The following is a 16986-nucleotide window of genomic DNA, read 5'->3' on the forward strand; positions in this document are numbered from 1 at the left end:
TTGGACCCGAACCCCGGACGCTTCACGCAGCGCTGCAGGGACCTCATCTATCGGCGACGTCCGGCAAAAGACTCCGCCACAACACCCTGAGTCGGAGACGGCGATTTGCTACGCTACACCTCATGGCCGAGCCCGACCTGAGCGACCCTAAGCTCTACTTCAACCGTGAACTCTCGTGGTTACAGTTTAACGAACGCGTCCTCGAGGAGGCCGAGGACGAGGAGAACCCGCTTTTAGAGCGCCTGAAGTTTCTGGCGATCTTTAGCACCAACCTAGACGAGTTCATCATGATCCGCTACGCCGGGCTCAAAGAGCAGGTCGCGGCGGGGATCGTCGAGCGCTCCTTTGACGGTCTGACGCCAGCGGAGCAACTGAGGGCCGTTTCAGAGGCCCTCAGGCCGCTGATCGCGCGCCACCGCAAGGTGCTGCGCCAAGACGTGCTCCCCGCTTTGGAGCAGCACGGGCTCAAGCTGCTTTCGGTCGGTGAGCTCGCGCCGAGCGATCGCGAGATGGTCGACGACTACTTCGACCGGGAGCTTTTCCCCGTGCTGACCCCCTTGGCGGTCGATTCCGGCCACCCCTTTCCGCGCCTGCCCAACCTGAGCTTTTCGCTCCTCGTCGAGCTCTTCGACCCCGATCGCGGCGAGGCCAAAACCGCTGTCGTGCAGGTGCCGAGCGTGCTGCCGCGTTTTCTGCGGCTGCCACCCCTCGATGACGGCGACCGCACCTTCCGCTTCGTCCTCTCCGAGGAGGTCATTCGCAGCAAGGTCACCGCGCTGTTTCCGGGCTATGAGGTGCGCGCGACCTACGACTTTCGGCTGACGCGTGACGCCGACTTCGAGATCGCCGAGGACGAGGCCGACGACCTTTTGCAGGTGATCGAGGACGAAGTCCGTAAGCGCCGTTGGGGGGAGGCGGTGCGGCTCGAGATCACCGCGCGTATGCCCGAGCACTGGGCCGACTTTTTGCGCACGACCCTCAAGCTCAGCGAAAACGACGTCTACCGCGTCGACAATCACCTCAACGTCGGCGACTTTATGGAGCTCACGCAGCTCGACCTCCCCGAACTGCGCTACCCGCCCTTTAACACGCGCCTGCCGACCGAGTACCGCGGCCGCTCCGACGTTTTCGCCATCGTCCGGCAGCAAGACGTCTTGATCCACCACCCCTTTCACTCGTTCGACGCCGTTTTGAACATGATCGAGCAGGCCGCCGACGACCCCGACGTGCTCGCCATCAAACAGACGCTCTACCGCGTCGGGGGGAGATCGCCGGTCGTCGCGGCGCTCGCCCGAGCGTCGGGCAACGGCAAGCTGGTCACGGCTCTGGTCGAACTCAAAGCGCGCTTCGACGAGGAGAACAACATCGTCTGGGCGCGCGAGCTCGAGCGCGCCGGGGTGCACGTCGTCTACGGCTTTGCGGGCCTTAAAACCCACTGCAAAGCGCTTCTGATCGTCCGCCGCGAGGGCTCGGAGATCCGCCGCTACGTCCACCTCGGTACGGGGAACTACAACCCCGGCACCAGCACCGTCTACACCGACTTTGCGCTGCTCTCTTGCGACCCCGAGTTGGGCGCTGACGTCTCCGAGCTTTTCAACTACCTCACCGGCTTCTCCAAACAGCGCAGCTGGCGCAAGCTGTGGGTGGCGCCGGCGACGCTGCGGGGCGAGCTCGCCGCAGCTATCGAACGCGAAGAAGCGCACGCCAGGGCGGGCGGGGAGGGGCGCATCATCGCCAAGATGAATTCGCTCGTCGACCCGCGCGTCATCCGTGCTCTCTACCGCGCATCACAAGCCGGGGTGCAGTGCGACCTCATCGTTCGTGGCATCTGCTGTCTGCGCCCCGGCGTCGAAGGCGTCAGCGAGACGATTCGCGTGCGCAGCATCGTGGGACGCTTTTTGGAGCATTCGCGCGCGTTCTACTTCGCTAACGGGGGCGACGAACGCCTCTATCTGGGTTCGGCCGATTGGATGCAGCGCAACCTCACCCGTCGGGTCGAAGCGGTCTTCCCCGTCGAGGACCCCGCGGTGAAAAAGAAGGTGATGCAGGTGCTCGACCTGTGCTTGCGCGACAACGTCAAGGCGCGCGAACTCCAACCCGACGGCACCTACGTGCGCGCCAAGCGCAAAGCTGGCCAGCGTCGGCTCGACGCGCAGGAGCGCCTGCTGGAGATTTCAGCGCGGCGCGCTGCGCTGATGGGGGGGCGTTAGGCCTGTAGGGGGCCGCGCTGAGGGGGGGGCGGGGTCGTGCCGCTCCCACCGGCACCCGCCGCGTAACCCGTGTGGAGCCCCATCAAGTACGCCAGCTTGATCATAAAGGTCAGCGTGGCGACGTCTCCGGCCTGGATGCGGTTTTCGAGGTAGGCCTCGGTCCCTTCGGGGAGCTCGATAGCCTCGATCTCCTCGGCGTGACGCTCGCGCATGCCCTGCAAAAACGATTCGATCAGCTCTTTGCTCATCTGGCCTCCTTCTCGCCCTCGTGACGTTCTGCCCTGCGCTCCTCCTCGCCAAGCTGCCGCTCGAGCCAGGCCATGATCGCCTCCGCCGTCCCCAGGTTCGTCGCTAGCGGCACCTCATGCACGTCGCAGATGCGCATCAGCGCCGAGACGTCGGGTTCGTGGGGTTGGGCCGTCAAGGGGTCGCGGAAGAAGATCACCGCGATCACCTCGTCGGCGGCGATGCGCGCCCCGACCTGCAGATCCCCCCCCTGCGGTCCGGAGAGCAGCTTTTCGACCTTTAGCTGCGCTTTACGCTCGAGGACCCCGCCCGTGGTGCTCGTCGCGATGAGCGGAAAGCGCCTCAAGACCTCCGCATGGTCTTTTGCAAAGATGGCCAGGTCGAGCTTTTTCTTGTCGTGAGCAATAAGCGCAACGCTTTTCATGGTCTATTTTACGGCGCTACGGGGGGCAAAGCTACAACGCCCGAGCACCCCGCTGCGTGCAACCCCGGAGCCGTTGAGCCCCTACCGGCCCCCGGCTTTGCGGGGGGTTGACATAACGGGGCCTCTAGGTATAAGCTCTTTTTTGCCGCCCGCGAGGCGGCGCGAACCATGACAGCGGAATAGGCGATAAGGAGCGTTAAAGCGGAGGGGTGTGTTGATGCACTCTGATGCGCGTTCTTAGGAGAAGGTCTAGGGGTTAAGTTACTAAGGGCACACGGTGGATGCCTAGGCAGTCGAACCGAAGAAGGACGTGGCTACCTGCGAAAAGCCTCGGGGAGTTGGAAGCAAGCGGTGATCCGGGGATATCCGAATGGGGAAACCCAGCAGAGCGAACCTCTGCTACCCATACCTGAACACATAGGGTATGAGGAGGGAACCCAGGGAACTGAAACATCTAAGTACCTGGAGGAGAGGAAAGAAAACTCGATTCCGTGAGTAGTGGCGAACGAAAGCGGAGGAGCCCAAACCGAGGTCTACGGGCCTTGGGGTTGTAGGACCAGCTCATTAGACCCGAGTGTTTAGCCGAAGCGTACTGGAAAGGCGCACCATAGAGGGTGAGAGTCCTGTAGGCGAAAGGCACGGAGGCGAGGCTGGCACCTGAGTAGCTCAGGCCACGCGAAATCCTGAGTGAATCTGCGGGGACCACCCCGCAAGGCTAAATATTCCGACTGACCGATAGCGAACCAGTACCGTGAGGGAAAGGTGAAAAGCACCCCGTGAGGGGAGTGAAAGAGTCCCTGAAACCGTGTGCTTACAAGCAGTCACGGCACCATAGGTGTGTTGTGGCGTGCCTCTTGAAGCATGATCCTGCGACTTACTGTGTGTGCCGAGTTTAAGCCGTGAGGCGAAGGCGAAGCGAAAGCGAGTCTGAAGAGGGCGAATAGGCGCACGTAGTAGACCCGAAACCAGATGAGCTAGCCATGGCCAGGATGAAGCTCTCGTAACGGGGAGTGGAGGTCCGAACCCGTTGAGGTTGAAAACTCTTGGGATGAGCTGTGGTTAGGAGTGAAAAGCTAACCGAATCTGGAGATAGCTGGTTCTCCCCGAAATAGCTTTAGGGCTAGCCTCGGGGGATAAGCAGTGGCTGTAAAGCACTGATTGGGCTAGGGGGCTTACCCGCTTACCAAACCCTGTCAAACTCTGAAGGCTACTGTTCGAGACCCCGGGAGTCAGTCTGCGTGAGCTAACTTTCGCAGACGAGAGGAAAACAACCCAGACCGCCAGCTAAGGTCCCGAAGTCAGCGCTAAGTGGAGAAGGATGTGAAGACGCCGAGACAGCTAGGAGGTTGGCTTAGAAGCAGCCATTCCTTTAAAGAGTGCGTAATAGCTCACTAGTCGAGTGTCTTTGCGCCGAAGATGATCGGGGCTAAGCGCTGCACCGAAGCTGCGGCATTGTTGGAGGTATGATCTGTCAATTGACAGATGATATTTGCCACCGATGGGTAGGGGAGCGTTCCGTAGGCTGTTGAAGCGTGACCGGAAGGACACGTGGAGGCATCGGAAGTGCGAATGCAGGAATGAGTAACGATAAGAAGGGTGAGAATCCCTTCCGCCGAAAGCCCAAGGGTTCCTGAGTAAAGGTCGTCTTCTCAGGGTTAGGCGGGACCTAAGGCGAGGCCGAGAGGCGTAGTCGATGGACAACGGGTTAATAGTCCCGTCCCGCTTTCGTGGAGCGATGGGGTGACGCATTAGGATAGGCCAACCGGAGCAATGGCTAAGCCCGGCGGGCAACGGAGCTTGCAAGGAGAGGCAAATCCGCCTTGCGTGAGAGTGACGTTGTTCGGGAAGCCCCCACGGGGGTGATAACTGGTTGAATCCAGGGTGCCAAGAAAACCCTCTAAGCGAAGAAGCGAGAGCGCCCGTACCGAAAACCGACACAGGTGGGCGAGTGTAAAAGCACTAAGGCGCGCGAGAGAACTCTCTCTAAGGAACTCTGCAAAATGGCCCCGTAACTTCGGGAGAAGGGGTTCCGCGGGTACCGTGAGCGAAGGCTTGCGGGAGGCGGGCACAGGAAATCGGCTCTAGCGACTGTTTACCACAATCACAGCACTCTGCGAACCCGGATAGGGGAGGTATAGGGTGTGACACCTGCCCGGTGCCGGAAGGTTAAGTGGAGGGGTGAGAGCCCTGAAATGAAGCCCCGGTGAACGGCGGCGGTAACTATAACCGTCCTAAGGTAGCGAAATTCCTTGTCAGGTAAGTTCTGACCTGCACGAATGGTGTAACGACTGGAGCGCTGTCTCGGAGAGAGACTCGGTGAAATTGAACTGGCCGTATAGATGCGGCCTACCCGCAGCAGGACGAAAAGACCCCGTGGAGCTTTACTACAGCTTGATATTGGCGTTAGGACCGATCTGTGTAGGATAGGTGGGAGACGTTGAAGCCGGTGCGCCAGCATCGGTGGAGTCGCTGGTGAAATACCACCCTGATGGGTTCGGACGTCTAACCTGCGCCTGTGATCCAGGTGAGGGACAGTGTTAGGCGGGTAGTTTGACTGGGGTGGTCGCCTCCCAAAGCGTAACGGAGGCGCACAAAGGTTCCCTCAGCACGGTCGGAAATCGTGCGTAGAGCGTAAGGGTATAAGGGAGCTTGACTGCGAGACATACAGGTCGAGCAGGGACGAAAGTCGGTCCTAGTGAACCGGTGGTACCGAGTGGAAGGGCCATCGATCAACGGATAAAAGTTACCCCGGGGATAACAGGCTGATACCGCCCGAGCGTTCATAGCGGCGGCGGTGTTTGGCACCTCGATGTCGGCTCGTCATATCCTGGGGCTGGAGAAGGTCCCAAGGGTCCGGCTGTTCGCCGGTTAAAATGGCACGCGAGCTGGGTTCAGAACGTCGTGAGACAGTTCGGTCTCTATCCGCTGTGGGCGTAGGAAAGTTGAGGAGAGCTGTTCCTAGTACGAGAGGACCGGAATGGACGCACCGCTAGTTTCTCAGTTGTCTACCAAGGGCATAAGCTGAGTAGCTATGTGCGGAACGGATAAGCGCTGAAAGCATCTAAGTGCGAAGCCGACTCCAAGATGAGCTTTCCCATCCCCTTGTGGGAGTAAGACCCCCGGAAGACCACCGGGAGATAGGCTGGGCGTGTACGCACGGCAACGTGTTTAGCGGACCAGTACTAATCGGTCGAGGACTTAACCTCTAGTTTATGGACTCATCCCCCTTATCGCCGTTTCGCTGTCGTTATTTTGCTCTTCGCGCCTATAGCGGCATGGACCCACCCGATCCCATCCCGAACTCGGAAGTTAAGCATGCCAGCGCCGATGATAGTTGGGGGGCGACCCCCTGCAAAAGTAGGTCGGCGCGAGGACCTTATCTTGAGGTGGGGGATCAGCGTGATGATCCCCCGGTACGCGGGAGTAGCTCAGTTGGTAGAGCACCACCTTGCCAAGGTGGATGTCGCGAGTTCGAATCTCGTCTCCCGCTCCAAACAAGCCGCGTGAGCGACGCGTACAGGAAAACCCGCCACTTTAGGCGGGTTTTTTTGGGTTTGCGCCCACGGGGGTGCGCGGACGGTGTGTGGCTGTGGCCCAAGCGGCCGGCTGACAGCGCGGCTTGGTCGGGCGGCGGCGCCGCGACGAGGCTCGTGTGGAGCGCACCTGCTAAGCGCATATGGGATCTGGAAAACAGCGTAAAACGCCCCGTGTGGTAGCGTAGCGGGTGTGTTTTGGGTTCGTGCCCTTCTCGTGCTTGCCTGCGGCTCGCTCCTAAGCGCTGCCTTTCCCCCCCTCGGCCTCTGGCCCTTTGTGGTGTCGCTCGGCCCGGTACTCCTGCTTAGCGCGAACGCACCGCGCAAAAGAGATGCCTTTTGGGCGGGTTTTTTCTGCGCTGTAGGGTTTTTCTTCCTGCACCTGTTGTGGCTCCCGCAATCGTTTGCCCCCTATTCGGGGGGGTTGTTTTGGCTGCTCTACCCACCGCTGATCGCGGTGTTGGGGTGTTTTTGGGGGATCGTGACCTTCGCTGCTCGAGCCCTTGGTGGCCGCGGCGCGGGGGCGCTCTGGTTGCTCCCCGCGCTCTGGGTGCTGATGGAGTGGGCGCGTACGCAGGGTGTTTTCGCCTTTCCCTGGGGGGCGCTCGGCTACGTATGGGTGGGAACACCGCTCGTACAGCTCGCCGATCTCGCGGGGGTCTATGGTGTCAGCTTGGTGACCCTCGTCGCCCTCGCGCTGTCTGTATCCCCTTTCGCCTACAGGCGGCCCCGAGCCACGCGGGGGCGGCGCGCGAGGCAGCCGGTGTGGCGACCGCGCGTCGGGATAGCTGCGGCTCTCCTGGGCGCGCTCGCGCTCCCGGTTGCGGGCTACGGCTACGGCACCCACCGCCTGCGCACGTGGGACGTCGCGGTGGACCGCCGCGCGCTGCTCGTGCAGGGGAGCACCGATCCTTACGGTCGGGCGCTCGAGCTCGAAGGGGAGCTCGAGCTCTACACCCGTCTGACGCGCGAGGGCGTTGGGGAAGGTCCAGCCCCCGACCTCGTCGTCTGGCCTGAAGGTGTGACCTTAGAGCTTCTGGCGAGCGGTCTCGACCTGGTGCACTGGGGGGCGCAGGCGGTGCGCGACGAGATTCAGGCGGCTGCTGGCGGCGCGCCGGTGATCACCGGTGGGGGGGCGATCGACGGGCGCGAAGCGTTTAGCGCCTCGAACAGCGCCTTTAGCCTCGAGGGGGGCAACGTCACGGACCGCTACGACAAGGTCTACCTGGTGCCCTTCGGGGAGTTTTTCCCGCTGATCGACGTGCTCACCCCCGTCTACCGGACGGTTTTTGGCTGGTTCGGTTATCCGCTGCTGCAGAGCCGCCCGCCGGGGCAGGAGATCCGGCCGCTCACCCTGCAAGAGGTCGTGGCGGCAGCGTACATCTGTTACGAGTCGGTGTTCCCGCAGGTACCGCGCACGATGGTCGCTCGTGGTGCCGAGGTACTGGTCAACATCTCCAACGACGCGTGGTTCGGCTTCGGCGGCGGCGCGGAGCAGCACTTCGCCATGGGGACGGTGCGGGCGATCGAGACGCGGCGCCACCTGCTCCGCGCGGGTAACGATGGGATCACGGCGGTCGTCGATCCCCTCGGCCGGGTCGGCGCCCGGCTGCCCCGCGGCGAGCGGGGTTCTCTGGAGGTGAGCTACAGTGCAGCGGACGTCATCACCCCCTACGTCCGCTTCGGCGACCTGCTCATCCTCGTGTTAGGGGGGTATGTCGCCCTCTTCAGCGGTGCGCGCGCCGTCAAGGCCCAGGCGTCACGCACCGCCGTCATCGTCGTGCGCACTTAAGCCCACCTAGTCGCGGCGGGTGGCGTGCCGTGGGTTGCGTGGTCTACGCCGCGCTCACCCGGGCGAAGTGGTCGCGCAGCCGTTTGAGCGCTCGTGTCTCCCCGATGAGCACCACGTTGTCGCCGGGTGAGACGACGAAGTCGGGGCCGGGTCTTAGCTCGAGCTTGCCGTTGCGGTTAACGGCGATGACCTCGACGCCGAAGCGGTTGGCGAGCTTGAGGTCTCTGAGTTTGCCGCAGAGGTTGCGCTGCGCTTGAAACTCGATGACCTCGTAGTTTTCGCCGAGCGGAAAGGCGTCGACGATGCTCGGGGTCGCGAGCGTCTTGGCGACGCGCACGCCCATGTCGTGCTCCGGGCGAACGACCTGGTCGGCGCCCACCTTGAGCATGACGCGGGCGGCGATCTCGCTCGTCGCTTTGGAGATGACGTAGCTCGCCCCGCGGTTTTTGGCGGCGACGATGCTGAGGATGCTCGCCTCGAGGTTGTTGCCGATCGCCACGACGACCCTATCGAAGGTGTTGAGGCCGAGCTTGGCCAACGCCTCCTCGTCGGTGGCGTCCAGGATGACCGCGTGCGTCACGCGGTCCATGATCCGCTCGACGCGCTCCTCGCTGCGGTCGACGACGACGACCTCGTGACCGAACTCGTAGAGGGTCGTCGCGAGGGCTGAGCCGAAACGGCCCGCGCCGATCACCAGAAACTGCTTTGCTTTCACTCCAGGTCCTTTCGGGGTCGTGACATGTCGCGCGCCTATTATGCATCCTCACGGCCCCCCGGTCGGTTGGCTGCGTTAGCCGATCATGACCCCCTCGTCGGGATAGGTGATGGGGCTGTCGCGCGGCTCCTGCACGAGCGCCACGGCGAAGGTGAGCGGTCCGATACGCCCGAGGTACATGAGCAGGGTCACGATGAGCTGTCCCGGCGCGCTAAGTTCGGGGGTGAGGTTGAGCGACAAGCCGACGGTGCCGAAAGCCGAGAACGCTTCGAACATCAAAGGCACCAAAGGCACCGTCTCGCTGATGCTCAGGAGCAGCATGGCGCCGAAGACGATGCCGAGGCTGAGGAGCGCTACCGACCCCGCTTTGACGACGGTCTCGGTGGTGACGCGGCGCCCAAAGGCGGTCAGCTCGCCGCGTCCACGCACCATGCTCCAGGCGCTCGCCGCGAGCACGGCGAAGGTCACCGTTTTGATCCCCCCCGCCGTCGACCCCGGCGAACCACCGATGAACATGAGCGCCATCGTCACGAGGAGCGTCGGTTCGCGTACCTGCGCGTAGTCGAGGGTGTTAAACCCCGCCGTACGCGGCGTTACGCCCTGGAAAAAACCGGCGAGGAGGCGGCTGGGCCAGGGGAGCGCGCCCAGGGTCTGCGGATTGGTCCACTCAAAGAGGCACACCGCCACCCAACCGAGGAGGCCGAGGCCCAGGCTCGTCAGCAGGACGAAGCGGCTCTGCAAGGTGAGCTGAAAGTGGCTGCCGTGACGCAACCGCGCCCAGAGGTTGAGGTGCACGAGAAAGCCGAGCCCTCCGGTGATAAAGAGCGCCGCCAGGACGAGGTTGACCGTGGGGTCGCGCACGAACCCCGTGAGGTTCTCCGAATAGAGGGCGAAGCCGGCGTTGTTAAAGGCGCTCACGGCGTGAAAAAAGGCGTAGAAAGCGCCCATGCCGGGGCCGTGCAGCGCGGCGAAAGTCGGGTACAAAAGGAGCGCCCCCACCGCTTCAAAACCGAGCGAGATCAGGAAAATCGTGCGCACGAGTTTGACGATGCCGCCCGTTTGCAAGGCGTTCACCTGCGCCGCCGCGCGCAGCCGTTCCCGAAACCCTACCCGCCGTCCCAACAGGAGCGCGACGAGGGTGCCGAGGGTGACGATGCCGAGCCCGCCGACCTGGATAAGCAGCATGATCACGACCTTGCCGAAGATGCTCCACGCGGTCGCCGTGTCGACGACGACGAGCCCCGTAACGCAGAGGGCACTGGTGGCGGTAAAGAGCGCCTCTAGCAGACCGATCTCGGCGCCGGGCGCGTGGCTGATGGGGAGCCAAAGGAGCAGGGTGCCGACAGCGATCGCGCTCACGAAGTAAAGGGCGATGATCTTGGCCGGGGAGGGGGCCGCTCGCCGCGGGGGACGGATAGAACCGCGGTCAACCATGGTGCGGGGTCGGTCTCGAAGGGAGTGGGTGATGCCGGAGGTCGGTCGCGGTCCCCGGCGGGGTGCGCAGAAGCACGGCATAAGCTATCACACCGACGCTGCGCCGAGTCTGGGGCGGGTGACCAAAAGGGCGGGGGTAAGGGCCTCGACCCCCACCCCCGCCGCGAGCGCCTCCGCCTTGGCAGGTGCGCTGTACGCTGTACGTCGTGCTGGGTCGCTAAAAGCGGCTCAATCCCCCGTCGACGACGAGCGACGCCCCCGTCACGTAACGCGACAGGTCGCTCGCTAGGTAGAGGGCGACGTCGGCCACGTCTTCGGGTTTGCCGCCGCGCCCGAGCGGGATGCTCTGCAGCATCTGCTCACCCGACTCGGCGCCGAAGAGCGCTACGTCACCCGTGGTCATGGTGGTTTCGATCAGGCCTGGGTGGATGTTGTTGACCCGAATCCCCTTGGGGCCGAGTTCGTCGGCGAGCGCGTACGACATGAGGCGCACCGCGCCCTTGGAGGCGCAGTAGGGGACGTACTGCGCGGTGCCCTGGAGTCCCGCGACCGACGAGAGGTTGATGATGCTGCCGCCACCCTTGCGGATCATGCGTTTGGCGGCGAGCTGCGAGCCGAAAAAGACCCCTTTGACGTTGATCGCCATCATCGTGTCGAACTCGTCTTCGGTCACCTCGAGCACGTCTTTGCCGCGGAAGATGCCGGCGTTATTCACCATCACGTCGAGGCCGCCGAAGGCGTCGGCAGCGTCTACGGCCGCCTCGAGCTCGCCGAGCGCGGTGACGTCGCAGCGCACGAACGCGGCTCGAGCGCCGCGCGCTTGCACCTCCTCGTGCACCGGTGTGCCGCCCTCACGGGGTTCCGCCTGCAAGTCGGCGATGACGACGCTCGCGCCGTGCTCGGCAAACCGCAGCGCGATGCTGCGCCCGATGCCGCTCGAGCCACCCGTGATGAGCGCCACTTTACCTGCTAACAGCTTGTCCATGTTCGTCTCCTTACAGCTCTACCCTAGCGGTGTCGGCGTCGGGGTAATGGGGTCGCGGGTAAGGTCACCTGGAGGTCAGCGTGCTAGGGTAGACGTTTGGGCGGGCTTGAGCCCTGCGCGCGCCCCGTTTTTGTATGCTAGGGCGCATGAACGTCGTGATCGTCGGCGGCGGCGAGATCGGTTCGCAGATCGCCGAGGCGCTCCAGCACTCACACAACATCACCATCGTCGACACCGACCCCGACCGCGCGGCGGCCTTTGAGGCGATGGACGTGCGTTTCGTGCACGGCAACGGCGCCGACCCCGAGGATCTGCGTACCGCTCAGGCGGGGCGCGCGGACGCCTTTATCGCCTGCACCATCAACGACGACGTCAACGTGCTCGCGTGCCTCGCGGCCAAAGGTCTGGGCGCGAAAGAGACGATGGCCTTTGTGACCCGCAAACGCTACGTCGAGGCGTTCGCCGAAACGGGCTCGATGAAGACGGTCGGGTTGGTGATCGACCGGCTCCTCTGGCCGCAGCGCACCCTGGCCAAGCAGATGGTCGACATCGTGCGGGTGCCGCGGGCGGTGATCAGCACCGCGTTCGCTGACGGGCGGGTGCGGCTTCTAGAGTACAAGCTCGAGCCGGGCGACCCCTTTTTGCACCAACCCCTCGCCGAGGTGCGTCTGCCCGCCAACGTGCTCGTCGCCGGCGCCATCCAGGGGGACGCGTTCGTGATCCCTTCCGGGCGCACGGTGCTGGCCCCTGGTGACAAGGCGATCTTTATGGGCACCGCCAACAGCATGCGGGCCTTTGAAGCGCGCTTCGCCCGCCGCAAACGCCACCCGAACGTGGTCATCATCGGCGGCGGCAACGTCGGCTTTATGGTCGCCGAGGAGCTGCAGGGCGACGGCGCGCACCTGACCGTGATCGAGCAGGACGAGGCGCGCTGCGAGCGCCTGGCGAAGTGGCTCCCCGGGGTGCTCGTGTTGCGCGGCGACGGCACCGACTTGGAGCTTTTAGAGAGCGAGCGTATCGAGGACGCCGACGCGCTCTTGGCGCTCACCGACGACGACGCCAAAAACCTGCTCGTCTCGCTGCTCGGCAAGCAGCTGGGCATCCCCAAGGTCATCACCCGCGTCGGCCGCTCGCGCAACCGGCGCCTCTTTGAGCGCGTCGGCATCGACATCCCCCTAACGCCGCGCACCGCCGCCGTCCAGGAGGTGCTCAACTGGTTGCACCTCGACAACGTCGAACACCTCGCCAGCATCGAGGACCGCGCCGAGGTGATGGACGTCGTCTACCCCCCCTCGTGCAAAGTGGGCCGCATCCGCGACCTGGGGGCGCCCCCGAGGAGCCTCATCGGGGCGGTGTTGCGCGGGGATGAGGTAATCATCCCGACCGGCGAGACGACCCTGCGCCACGGCGATCACCTCTACATCGTGACCACACCCGACAACGTCGGCGCGGTGCAACGCTGGCTCGGTCAGCTGCAGAGCGTCTACTAACGCGGTAGGCTGCAGGTCGTGCGCGGACGCTTTACCCCCTTCGTCGTCGGCGTAGGGCTGTTGGGGCTCGCGCTGCTCAACCTGGTCTTCGCGCTCTACGCCCTTCTCATCGGCGACCCGACCCTCGGGTTTGTCTGGACGGTCGCTTTCGCGCTCCTCGTCGGGGCGCCCCTGACCGTGATCGGGCGGCAAGACGCGCGCCCCGCGCGGCGCGAGGCGCTCATCGGCGTCTCTTTGCTATGGCTGTCGCTGACCTTCGTGGGCGCGGTGCCCTACGTGGTCAACGGCGGTATGGGCTGGATAGACGCCTTTTTCGAGTCTTCGAGCGGGTTTACCGCGACGGGGGCGACTGCGCTAAACGTCTTCGAGGGGTTTGCGCCGAGCATGTTCATGTACCGCGCGGTGTCGCAGTGGCTGGGGGGGGTCGGCATCATCCTGCTCTTTATCGCCGTCTTGCCGCAGCTCGCCATCGCCGGACGGCAGCTGTTTTTCGCCGAGCTGCCCGGCCCCACCGAAGAGAAGCTGACCCCGCGGCTGTCACAGACCGCTTCGGCGGTGCTCTTTATCTACCTCAGCTTGACGCTCCTTTGCACGCTCGCCTACCGAGGGGCGGGCATGGGCTGGTTCGACGCGCTCGCGCACACCTTTACGACCGTGTCGGCGGCGGGGTTTAGCCCCTACGCGAACTCGTTCGAGGGCTTTGACGCGCCCGTGGAGTGGGTGGCGATCGTCTTTATGTTTTTTGCCGGCATCAGCTTCGCGCTCTACCAGCGGCTTTTGCAGGGGCGGACGTGGTTTTTCTGGCACGACGTCGAGCTGCGCGCCTACGTTGCGATCATCGCCGCCGTGTCGGCGCTCGTGACGCTCGGGTTGCTCGAGCTCTATGAGCCGCTCGAGGCCGTGCGCTACGCGACCTTTCAGGTGCTCAGCATCCTCACGACGACGGGGTACGCGTCGGCCGACTTCGCCGCCTGGCCGGAGCGGACGCAGGCGCTTCTGGTGATGCTCATGTTCGTCGGGGGGAGCGCGGGGAGCGCGGCGGGCGGGGTCAAGATCGTCCGCTGGCTGATGGTTGGGCAGAGCACGGTGCGCGAAATTCGCCGGACACTCCACCCACGGGTGGTCATGCCCATCTACCTGGGCCGCGTGACCATCCCCGAGGAGGTGATGCGGGCGGTGTCGGCCTTTGTCGCGCTGTTTTTCGGCACCGTGGGCTTCTCGACGCTCGTGCTCGCGTGGCTCGGGGCCGACCTCGTCACCGCCTTTACCGCCTCGGTGGCGTGTTTGGGCAACGTGGGGCCGGGGCTCGCGGGGGTCGGGCCGATGAGCGACTTTAGCCACCTGCACCCCGTAAGCCGCGTGCTGCTCAGCCTGATGATGATCGCAGGGCGGCTCGAGCTCCTCACCATGCTGGTGATCTTCGACCGGCGCTTCTGGATTCTGCCGCGGCGGCGCCCTCGGGGTCGGGCCACCCATTCCTGGTAGCGCGTACACCGCCGACGCGGGCCGCCCGACCTCGATAAGCGGGGGTAGACTGGTCTATGGACGCCGAACTCGCCGAGGTGCGCGACTTTCTGCGCGCGCACGCCCCCTTCGACGCGTTGCCGGAAGCGGCGCTGGCGCGGTTGCCGAGCAAGCTCTCGGTCCGCTACTTCCGGCGGGGGACGCGCATCTTGACCTGCGGCGACCCCAACGACGCGCTCTTCGTCGTGCGTAGCGGCGCCGTCGAGCTGCGGGACGCCGAGGGGGCGCTCGAGGCGCGGCTCGGGGCGGGGGAGGTGTTCGGTTACCCCTCACTGCTTAGCGACGGTCGGGCGAAAACGACGGCGACGGCGATCGAGGACACCCTGCTCTACGACCTGCCGGGGGGGGTTTTCCGGGCGCTCATGGAGGAGAGCGAGGCGTTCGCGCAGTTTTTTGCCGAGGCGCGCACCCTGCGGTTGCAGCGCGCCCTGCGGGGGCTGCACCGCTCCACCGAGCTGCCGCTACTCAACGTGCGGGTCAGCGACCTCGCGCTGCGGCCCCCCGTCACGGTCACCCCCGAGGTGAGCGTGCAGCGGGCCGCCGAGGTGATGTACGAGCACCTCATCTCGTCGGTCGTGGTGCTCGAGGAGGGGCGCGTCGTGGGGATCCTCACCGACCGCGACCTGCGGGGGCGGGTCGTCGCCCAGGGGCGCCCCTACAGCACCCCCGTGCGCGAGGTGATGACGCCGGCGCCGCGCACGGTCGACCAGGGCGCCTACGCCTTCGAGGCGCTGTTGACGATGACCCGCTTTAACATCCACCACCTGCCTGTAACGGGTGGTGGGCGGCTCTTGGGGCTCGTGAGCAGCACCGACCTGATGCGGCTGCAGACCTCGAGCCCCGTCTACTTGGTGGGCGACCTGCTCAAACAGACGACCGTCGCGGGGCTCGCCGAGGTCAGCGCCCGCCTGCCGGAGACCGTGCGGCGGCTTGTCGAGGCGGACGCCACCGCTGACGAGGTCGGGCGCCTCGTCACCACCGTCGCCGACACCCTCGAGGGGCGCCTTTTGGAGCTTGCCGAGGCGGCCCTCGGCCCGCCGCCAGTGCCCTACGCCTGGGTGGTGCTCGGTTCGCGGGCGCGCCTCGAGGCCACGGTGGGCTCGGACCAGGACAACGCGCTCGTGCTCGCTGACGAGGTGACGCCGGCGCAAGACGCGTACTTCGCCGAGCTCGCCCGCTTCGTCTCGGACGCGCTGGCCGCGTGCGGCTTCCCCTACTGCCCGGGTGGGGTGATGGCGACCAACCCGGCGTGGCGCCAACCGCTGGGGGCGTGGCGCCGCCGCTTTCGGGGGTGGCTCGAGCAGCCCGAACCCGAAGCGCTGCTACACAGCACCATCTTCTTCGACATGCGCGCCCTGCGCGGCGAAGACGCCCTCGCCGAGGCGCTCCTGAGCGAGGTCGCGGCGCGCGCGCCGCAGCACGGCGCGTTTTTGGCGCACCTCGCCAAAAACGCCCTGCAACACGGGCCGCCGCTCGGGTTTTTCCGGCAGTTCGTCCTCGAAGGGGGGGGCGAGCACGCGCAGACCTTGGACCTCAAACACAAGGGGATCGCGCCGATTGTCGACCTCGCGCGCGTCTACGCCCTCGCTAGCGGGCGCCGCGAGGTGAGCACGCGCGCGCGCCTGCGGGCGGCGGCGGCGACGGGGGTGCTCAGCGACGAAGGGGCGCGCGACCTAGAGGACGCGCTCGAGTTTATCGCCTATTTGCGGTTGCGCCACCAGGGGCAGCAGGTGCGCGCGGGACAGCGGCCCGACCACTTCGTGTCGCCCGCCGAGCTCTCCCCCTTTGAAAGGCGGCACCTCAAGGACGCCTTTAGCATCGTGCGGGGGATGCAGAGCGCGCTCGCCACGCGCTTTCAGACCCGTTTCGTGGCCTAGCGTCGCCCGATGTGGGACTGGGTGCTCGAGGCGCGGCGGCGGTGGTGGCGCCGACGGCGCGTCGCGCCGCCGCTGCAGCGCTTTCTGGCGCACGCGCTCCCCGACCCGCGCGGGAGCTGCCGCGACGCCGAGTACGTCGCCGTGGACCTCGAGACGACCGGCCTCCGACCACGGTGGGACGCCCCCTTGAGCGTCGGGTGGGTGCTCGTGCGCGCGGGCGCCATTGAGCTCGCCACCGCCCGCTACGCGGTGCTGCGGGCGAAGCGCGAGGTCGCCCAGAGCGCGACCGTTCACGGCCTGACCGACGACGCGGTCGCCGACGGCGAGGACGCGGCGGCGGTGCTCGCCGAACTCTTGGCGGTGCTCGCGGGGCGGGTGCTGGTCGCGCACCACGCGGCGATCGAGCTGCGCTTTTTAGACCGGCTCTGCCGCGAGCACTTCGGCGGCCCCCTGTTGGTGCGCGTGGTCGACACCTTGGCGCTGGCTGCGCGCAGCGCCGAGCGCCACGGCGCGGTGGACGAAAACGCGCTGCGCCTGCACGCGGTGCGCGCGCGCTACGGGCTGCCGCGCTACGCCGCGCACAGCGCGCTTTCGGACGCGCTCGCGACCGCCGAGCTGCTCCTGGCCCTCACCGCCGAACGGGAGGGTTCGGGCGGGTTGCCGCTGCGGCGCCTTTTACGCTAGGGCGCCCGCGTCATGAGCCCAAAAAAGACCGACCCGCCCCGAGGGGCGGGTCGCGGTGCTCTGGCGCGGGGC

The 16986-nt window shown here is 65.4% G+C and carries 11 protein-coding genes, 1 tRNA gene and 2 rRNA genes; 9 read left to right on the top strand and 5 right to left on the bottom strand.

The annotated features are described in order from the left end of the window. Positions 1-122: 122 nt before the first annotated feature. Positions 123-2210 carry a polyphosphate kinase 1 gene (gene ppk1, locus TRAD_RS01205; RefSeq protein WP_013176757.1) on the top strand — a complete coding sequence of 696 codons (2088 nt, stop codon included), beginning with the start codon at positions 123-125 and terminating at the stop codon, positions 2208-2210. Here the strand turns inward: ppk1 and TRAD_RS01210 are convergent. After that, the gene (locus TRAD_RS01210; RefSeq protein ID WP_013176758.1) at positions 2207-2458 is read right to left on the bottom strand and encodes a hypothetical protein; all 252 of its coding nucleotides are present in this window, start codon (positions 2456-2458) and stop codon (positions 2207-2209) included. The genes ppk1 and TRAD_RS01210 overlap by 4 nt on opposite strands. After that, positions 2455-2880, bottom strand: coding sequence for a methylglyoxal synthase (locus TRAD_RS01215; protein WP_013176759.1), 426 nt, complete (start codon positions 2878-2880; stop codon positions 2455-2457). Before TRAD_RS01215 ends, TRAD_RS01210 begins: the two co-directional genes overlap by 4 nt. 254 nt (positions 2881-3134) lie before the next feature. Here TRAD_RS01215 and TRAD_RS01220 point away from each other — a divergent pair. From TRAD_RS01220 to lnt, 4 genes are all read left to right on the top strand, one after another. Then, positions 3135-6086, top strand: a 23S ribosomal RNA gene (locus TRAD_RS01220). A 51-nt stretch (positions 6087-6137) separates the two neighbouring features. Next, a 5S ribosomal RNA gene (rrf, locus tag TRAD_RS01225) occupies positions 6138-6254 on the top strand. A gap of 43 nt (positions 6255-6297) precedes the next feature. After that, a tRNA-Gly gene (locus TRAD_RS01230) sits at positions 6298-6373 on the top strand. Positions 6374-6630: 257 nt separating this feature from the next. Further along, positions 6631-8205, top strand: a complete 1575-nt coding sequence (lnt, locus tag TRAD_RS01235) for an apolipoprotein N-acyltransferase (RefSeq protein ID WP_281054498.1) — start codon at positions 6631-6633, stop codon at positions 8203-8205. Between the two features lie 43 nt (positions 8206-8248). Here lnt and TRAD_RS01240 read toward each other — a convergent pair whose 3' ends face one another. The 3 genes from TRAD_RS01240 to TRAD_RS01250 form a co-directional block, all read right to left on the bottom strand. Then, on the bottom strand, positions 8249-8959 hold the full coding sequence (locus TRAD_RS01240) for a potassium channel family protein (RefSeq protein ID WP_425358646.1): 711 nt from the start codon (positions 8957-8959) through the stop codon (positions 8249-8251). A gap of 36 nt (positions 8960-8995) precedes the next feature. Continuing rightward, positions 8996-10435, bottom strand: a complete 1440-nt coding sequence (locus TRAD_RS01245; RefSeq protein WP_342606922.1) for a TrkH family potassium uptake protein — start codon at positions 10433-10435, stop codon at positions 8996-8998. Positions 10436-10571: 136 nt separating this feature from the next. After that, positions 10572-11339 (bottom strand): SDR family oxidoreductase, encoded by a 768-nt coding sequence (locus TRAD_RS01250; RefSeq protein ID WP_013176763.1) that lies wholly within the window; start codon positions 11337-11339, stop codon positions 10572-10574. Between the two features lie 146 nt (positions 11340-11485). Here TRAD_RS01250 and trkA point away from each other — a divergent pair, with 146 nt between their 5' ends. The 4 genes from trkA to TRAD_RS01270 are packed head-to-tail and all read left to right on the top strand — an operon-like array spanning position 11486 to position 16914. After that, positions 11486-12829 carry a Trk system potassium transporter TrkA gene (gene trkA / locus TRAD_RS01255; RefSeq protein WP_041947085.1) on the top strand — a complete coding sequence of 448 codons (1344 nt, stop codon included), beginning with the start codon at positions 11486-11488 and terminating at the stop codon, positions 12827-12829. 18 nt (positions 12830-12847) lie between these two features. After that, positions 12848-14314: a TrkH family potassium uptake protein gene (locus tag TRAD_RS01260; RefSeq protein WP_013176765.1), complete on the top strand. Its 1467-nt coding sequence runs from the start codon at positions 12848-12850 to the stop codon at positions 14312-14314. A gap of 56 nt (positions 14315-14370) precedes the next feature. Continuing rightward, a complete protein-coding gene (locus tag TRAD_RS01265) occupies positions 14371-16230 on the top strand; it encodes a putative nucleotidyltransferase substrate binding domain-containing protein (RefSeq protein WP_013176766.1) in 1860 nt (619 codons plus the stop codon). Positions 16231-16239: 9 nt separating this feature from the next. Then, entirely contained in the window at positions 16240-16914 is a 675-nt protein-coding gene (locus tag TRAD_RS01270; protein WP_013176767.1) for a 3'-5' exonuclease, read from the top strand. Positions 16915-16986: the final 72 nt, after the last annotated feature.

The sequence above is a fragment of the Truepera radiovictrix DSM 17093 genome (assembly GCF_000092425.1).
Classification (GTDB): Bacteria; Deinococcota; Deinococci; order Deinococcales; family Trueperaceae; genus Truepera; species Truepera radiovictrix.

Excerpts from the sequence above, each read along its gene's own strand:
- ppk1 (WP_013176757.1), top strand. The coding sequence starts at position 123 with ATGGCCGAGCCCGACCTGAGCGACCCTAAGCTCTACTTCAACCGTGAA.
- TRAD_RS01210 (WP_013176758.1), bottom strand. The coding sequence starts at position 2,458 with ATGAGCAAAGAGCTGATCGAATCGTTTTTGCAGGGCATGCGCGAGCGT.
- TRAD_RS01215 (WP_013176759.1), bottom strand. The coding sequence starts at position 2,880 with ATGAAAAGCGTTGCGCTTATTGCTCACGACAAGAAAAAGCTCGACCTG.
- TRAD_RS01245 (WP_342606922.1), bottom strand. The coding sequence starts at position 10,435 with ATGCCGTGCTTCTGCGCACCCCGCCGGGGACCGCGACCGACCTCCGGC.
- TRAD_RS01250 (WP_013176763.1), bottom strand. The coding sequence starts at position 11,339 with ATGGACAAGCTGTTAGCAGGTAAAGTGGCGCTCATCACGGGTGGCTCG.
- trkA (WP_041947085.1), top strand. The coding sequence starts at position 11,486 with ATGAACGTCGTGATCGTCGGCGGCGGCGAGATCGGTTCGCAGATCGCC.
- TRAD_RS01265 (WP_013176766.1), top strand. The coding sequence starts at position 14,371 with ATGGACGCCGAACTCGCCGAGGTGCGCGACTTTCTGCGCGCGCACGCC.
- TRAD_RS01270 (WP_013176767.1), top strand. The coding sequence starts at position 16,240 with ATGTGGGACTGGGTGCTCGAGGCGCGGCGGCGGTGGTGGCGCCGACGG.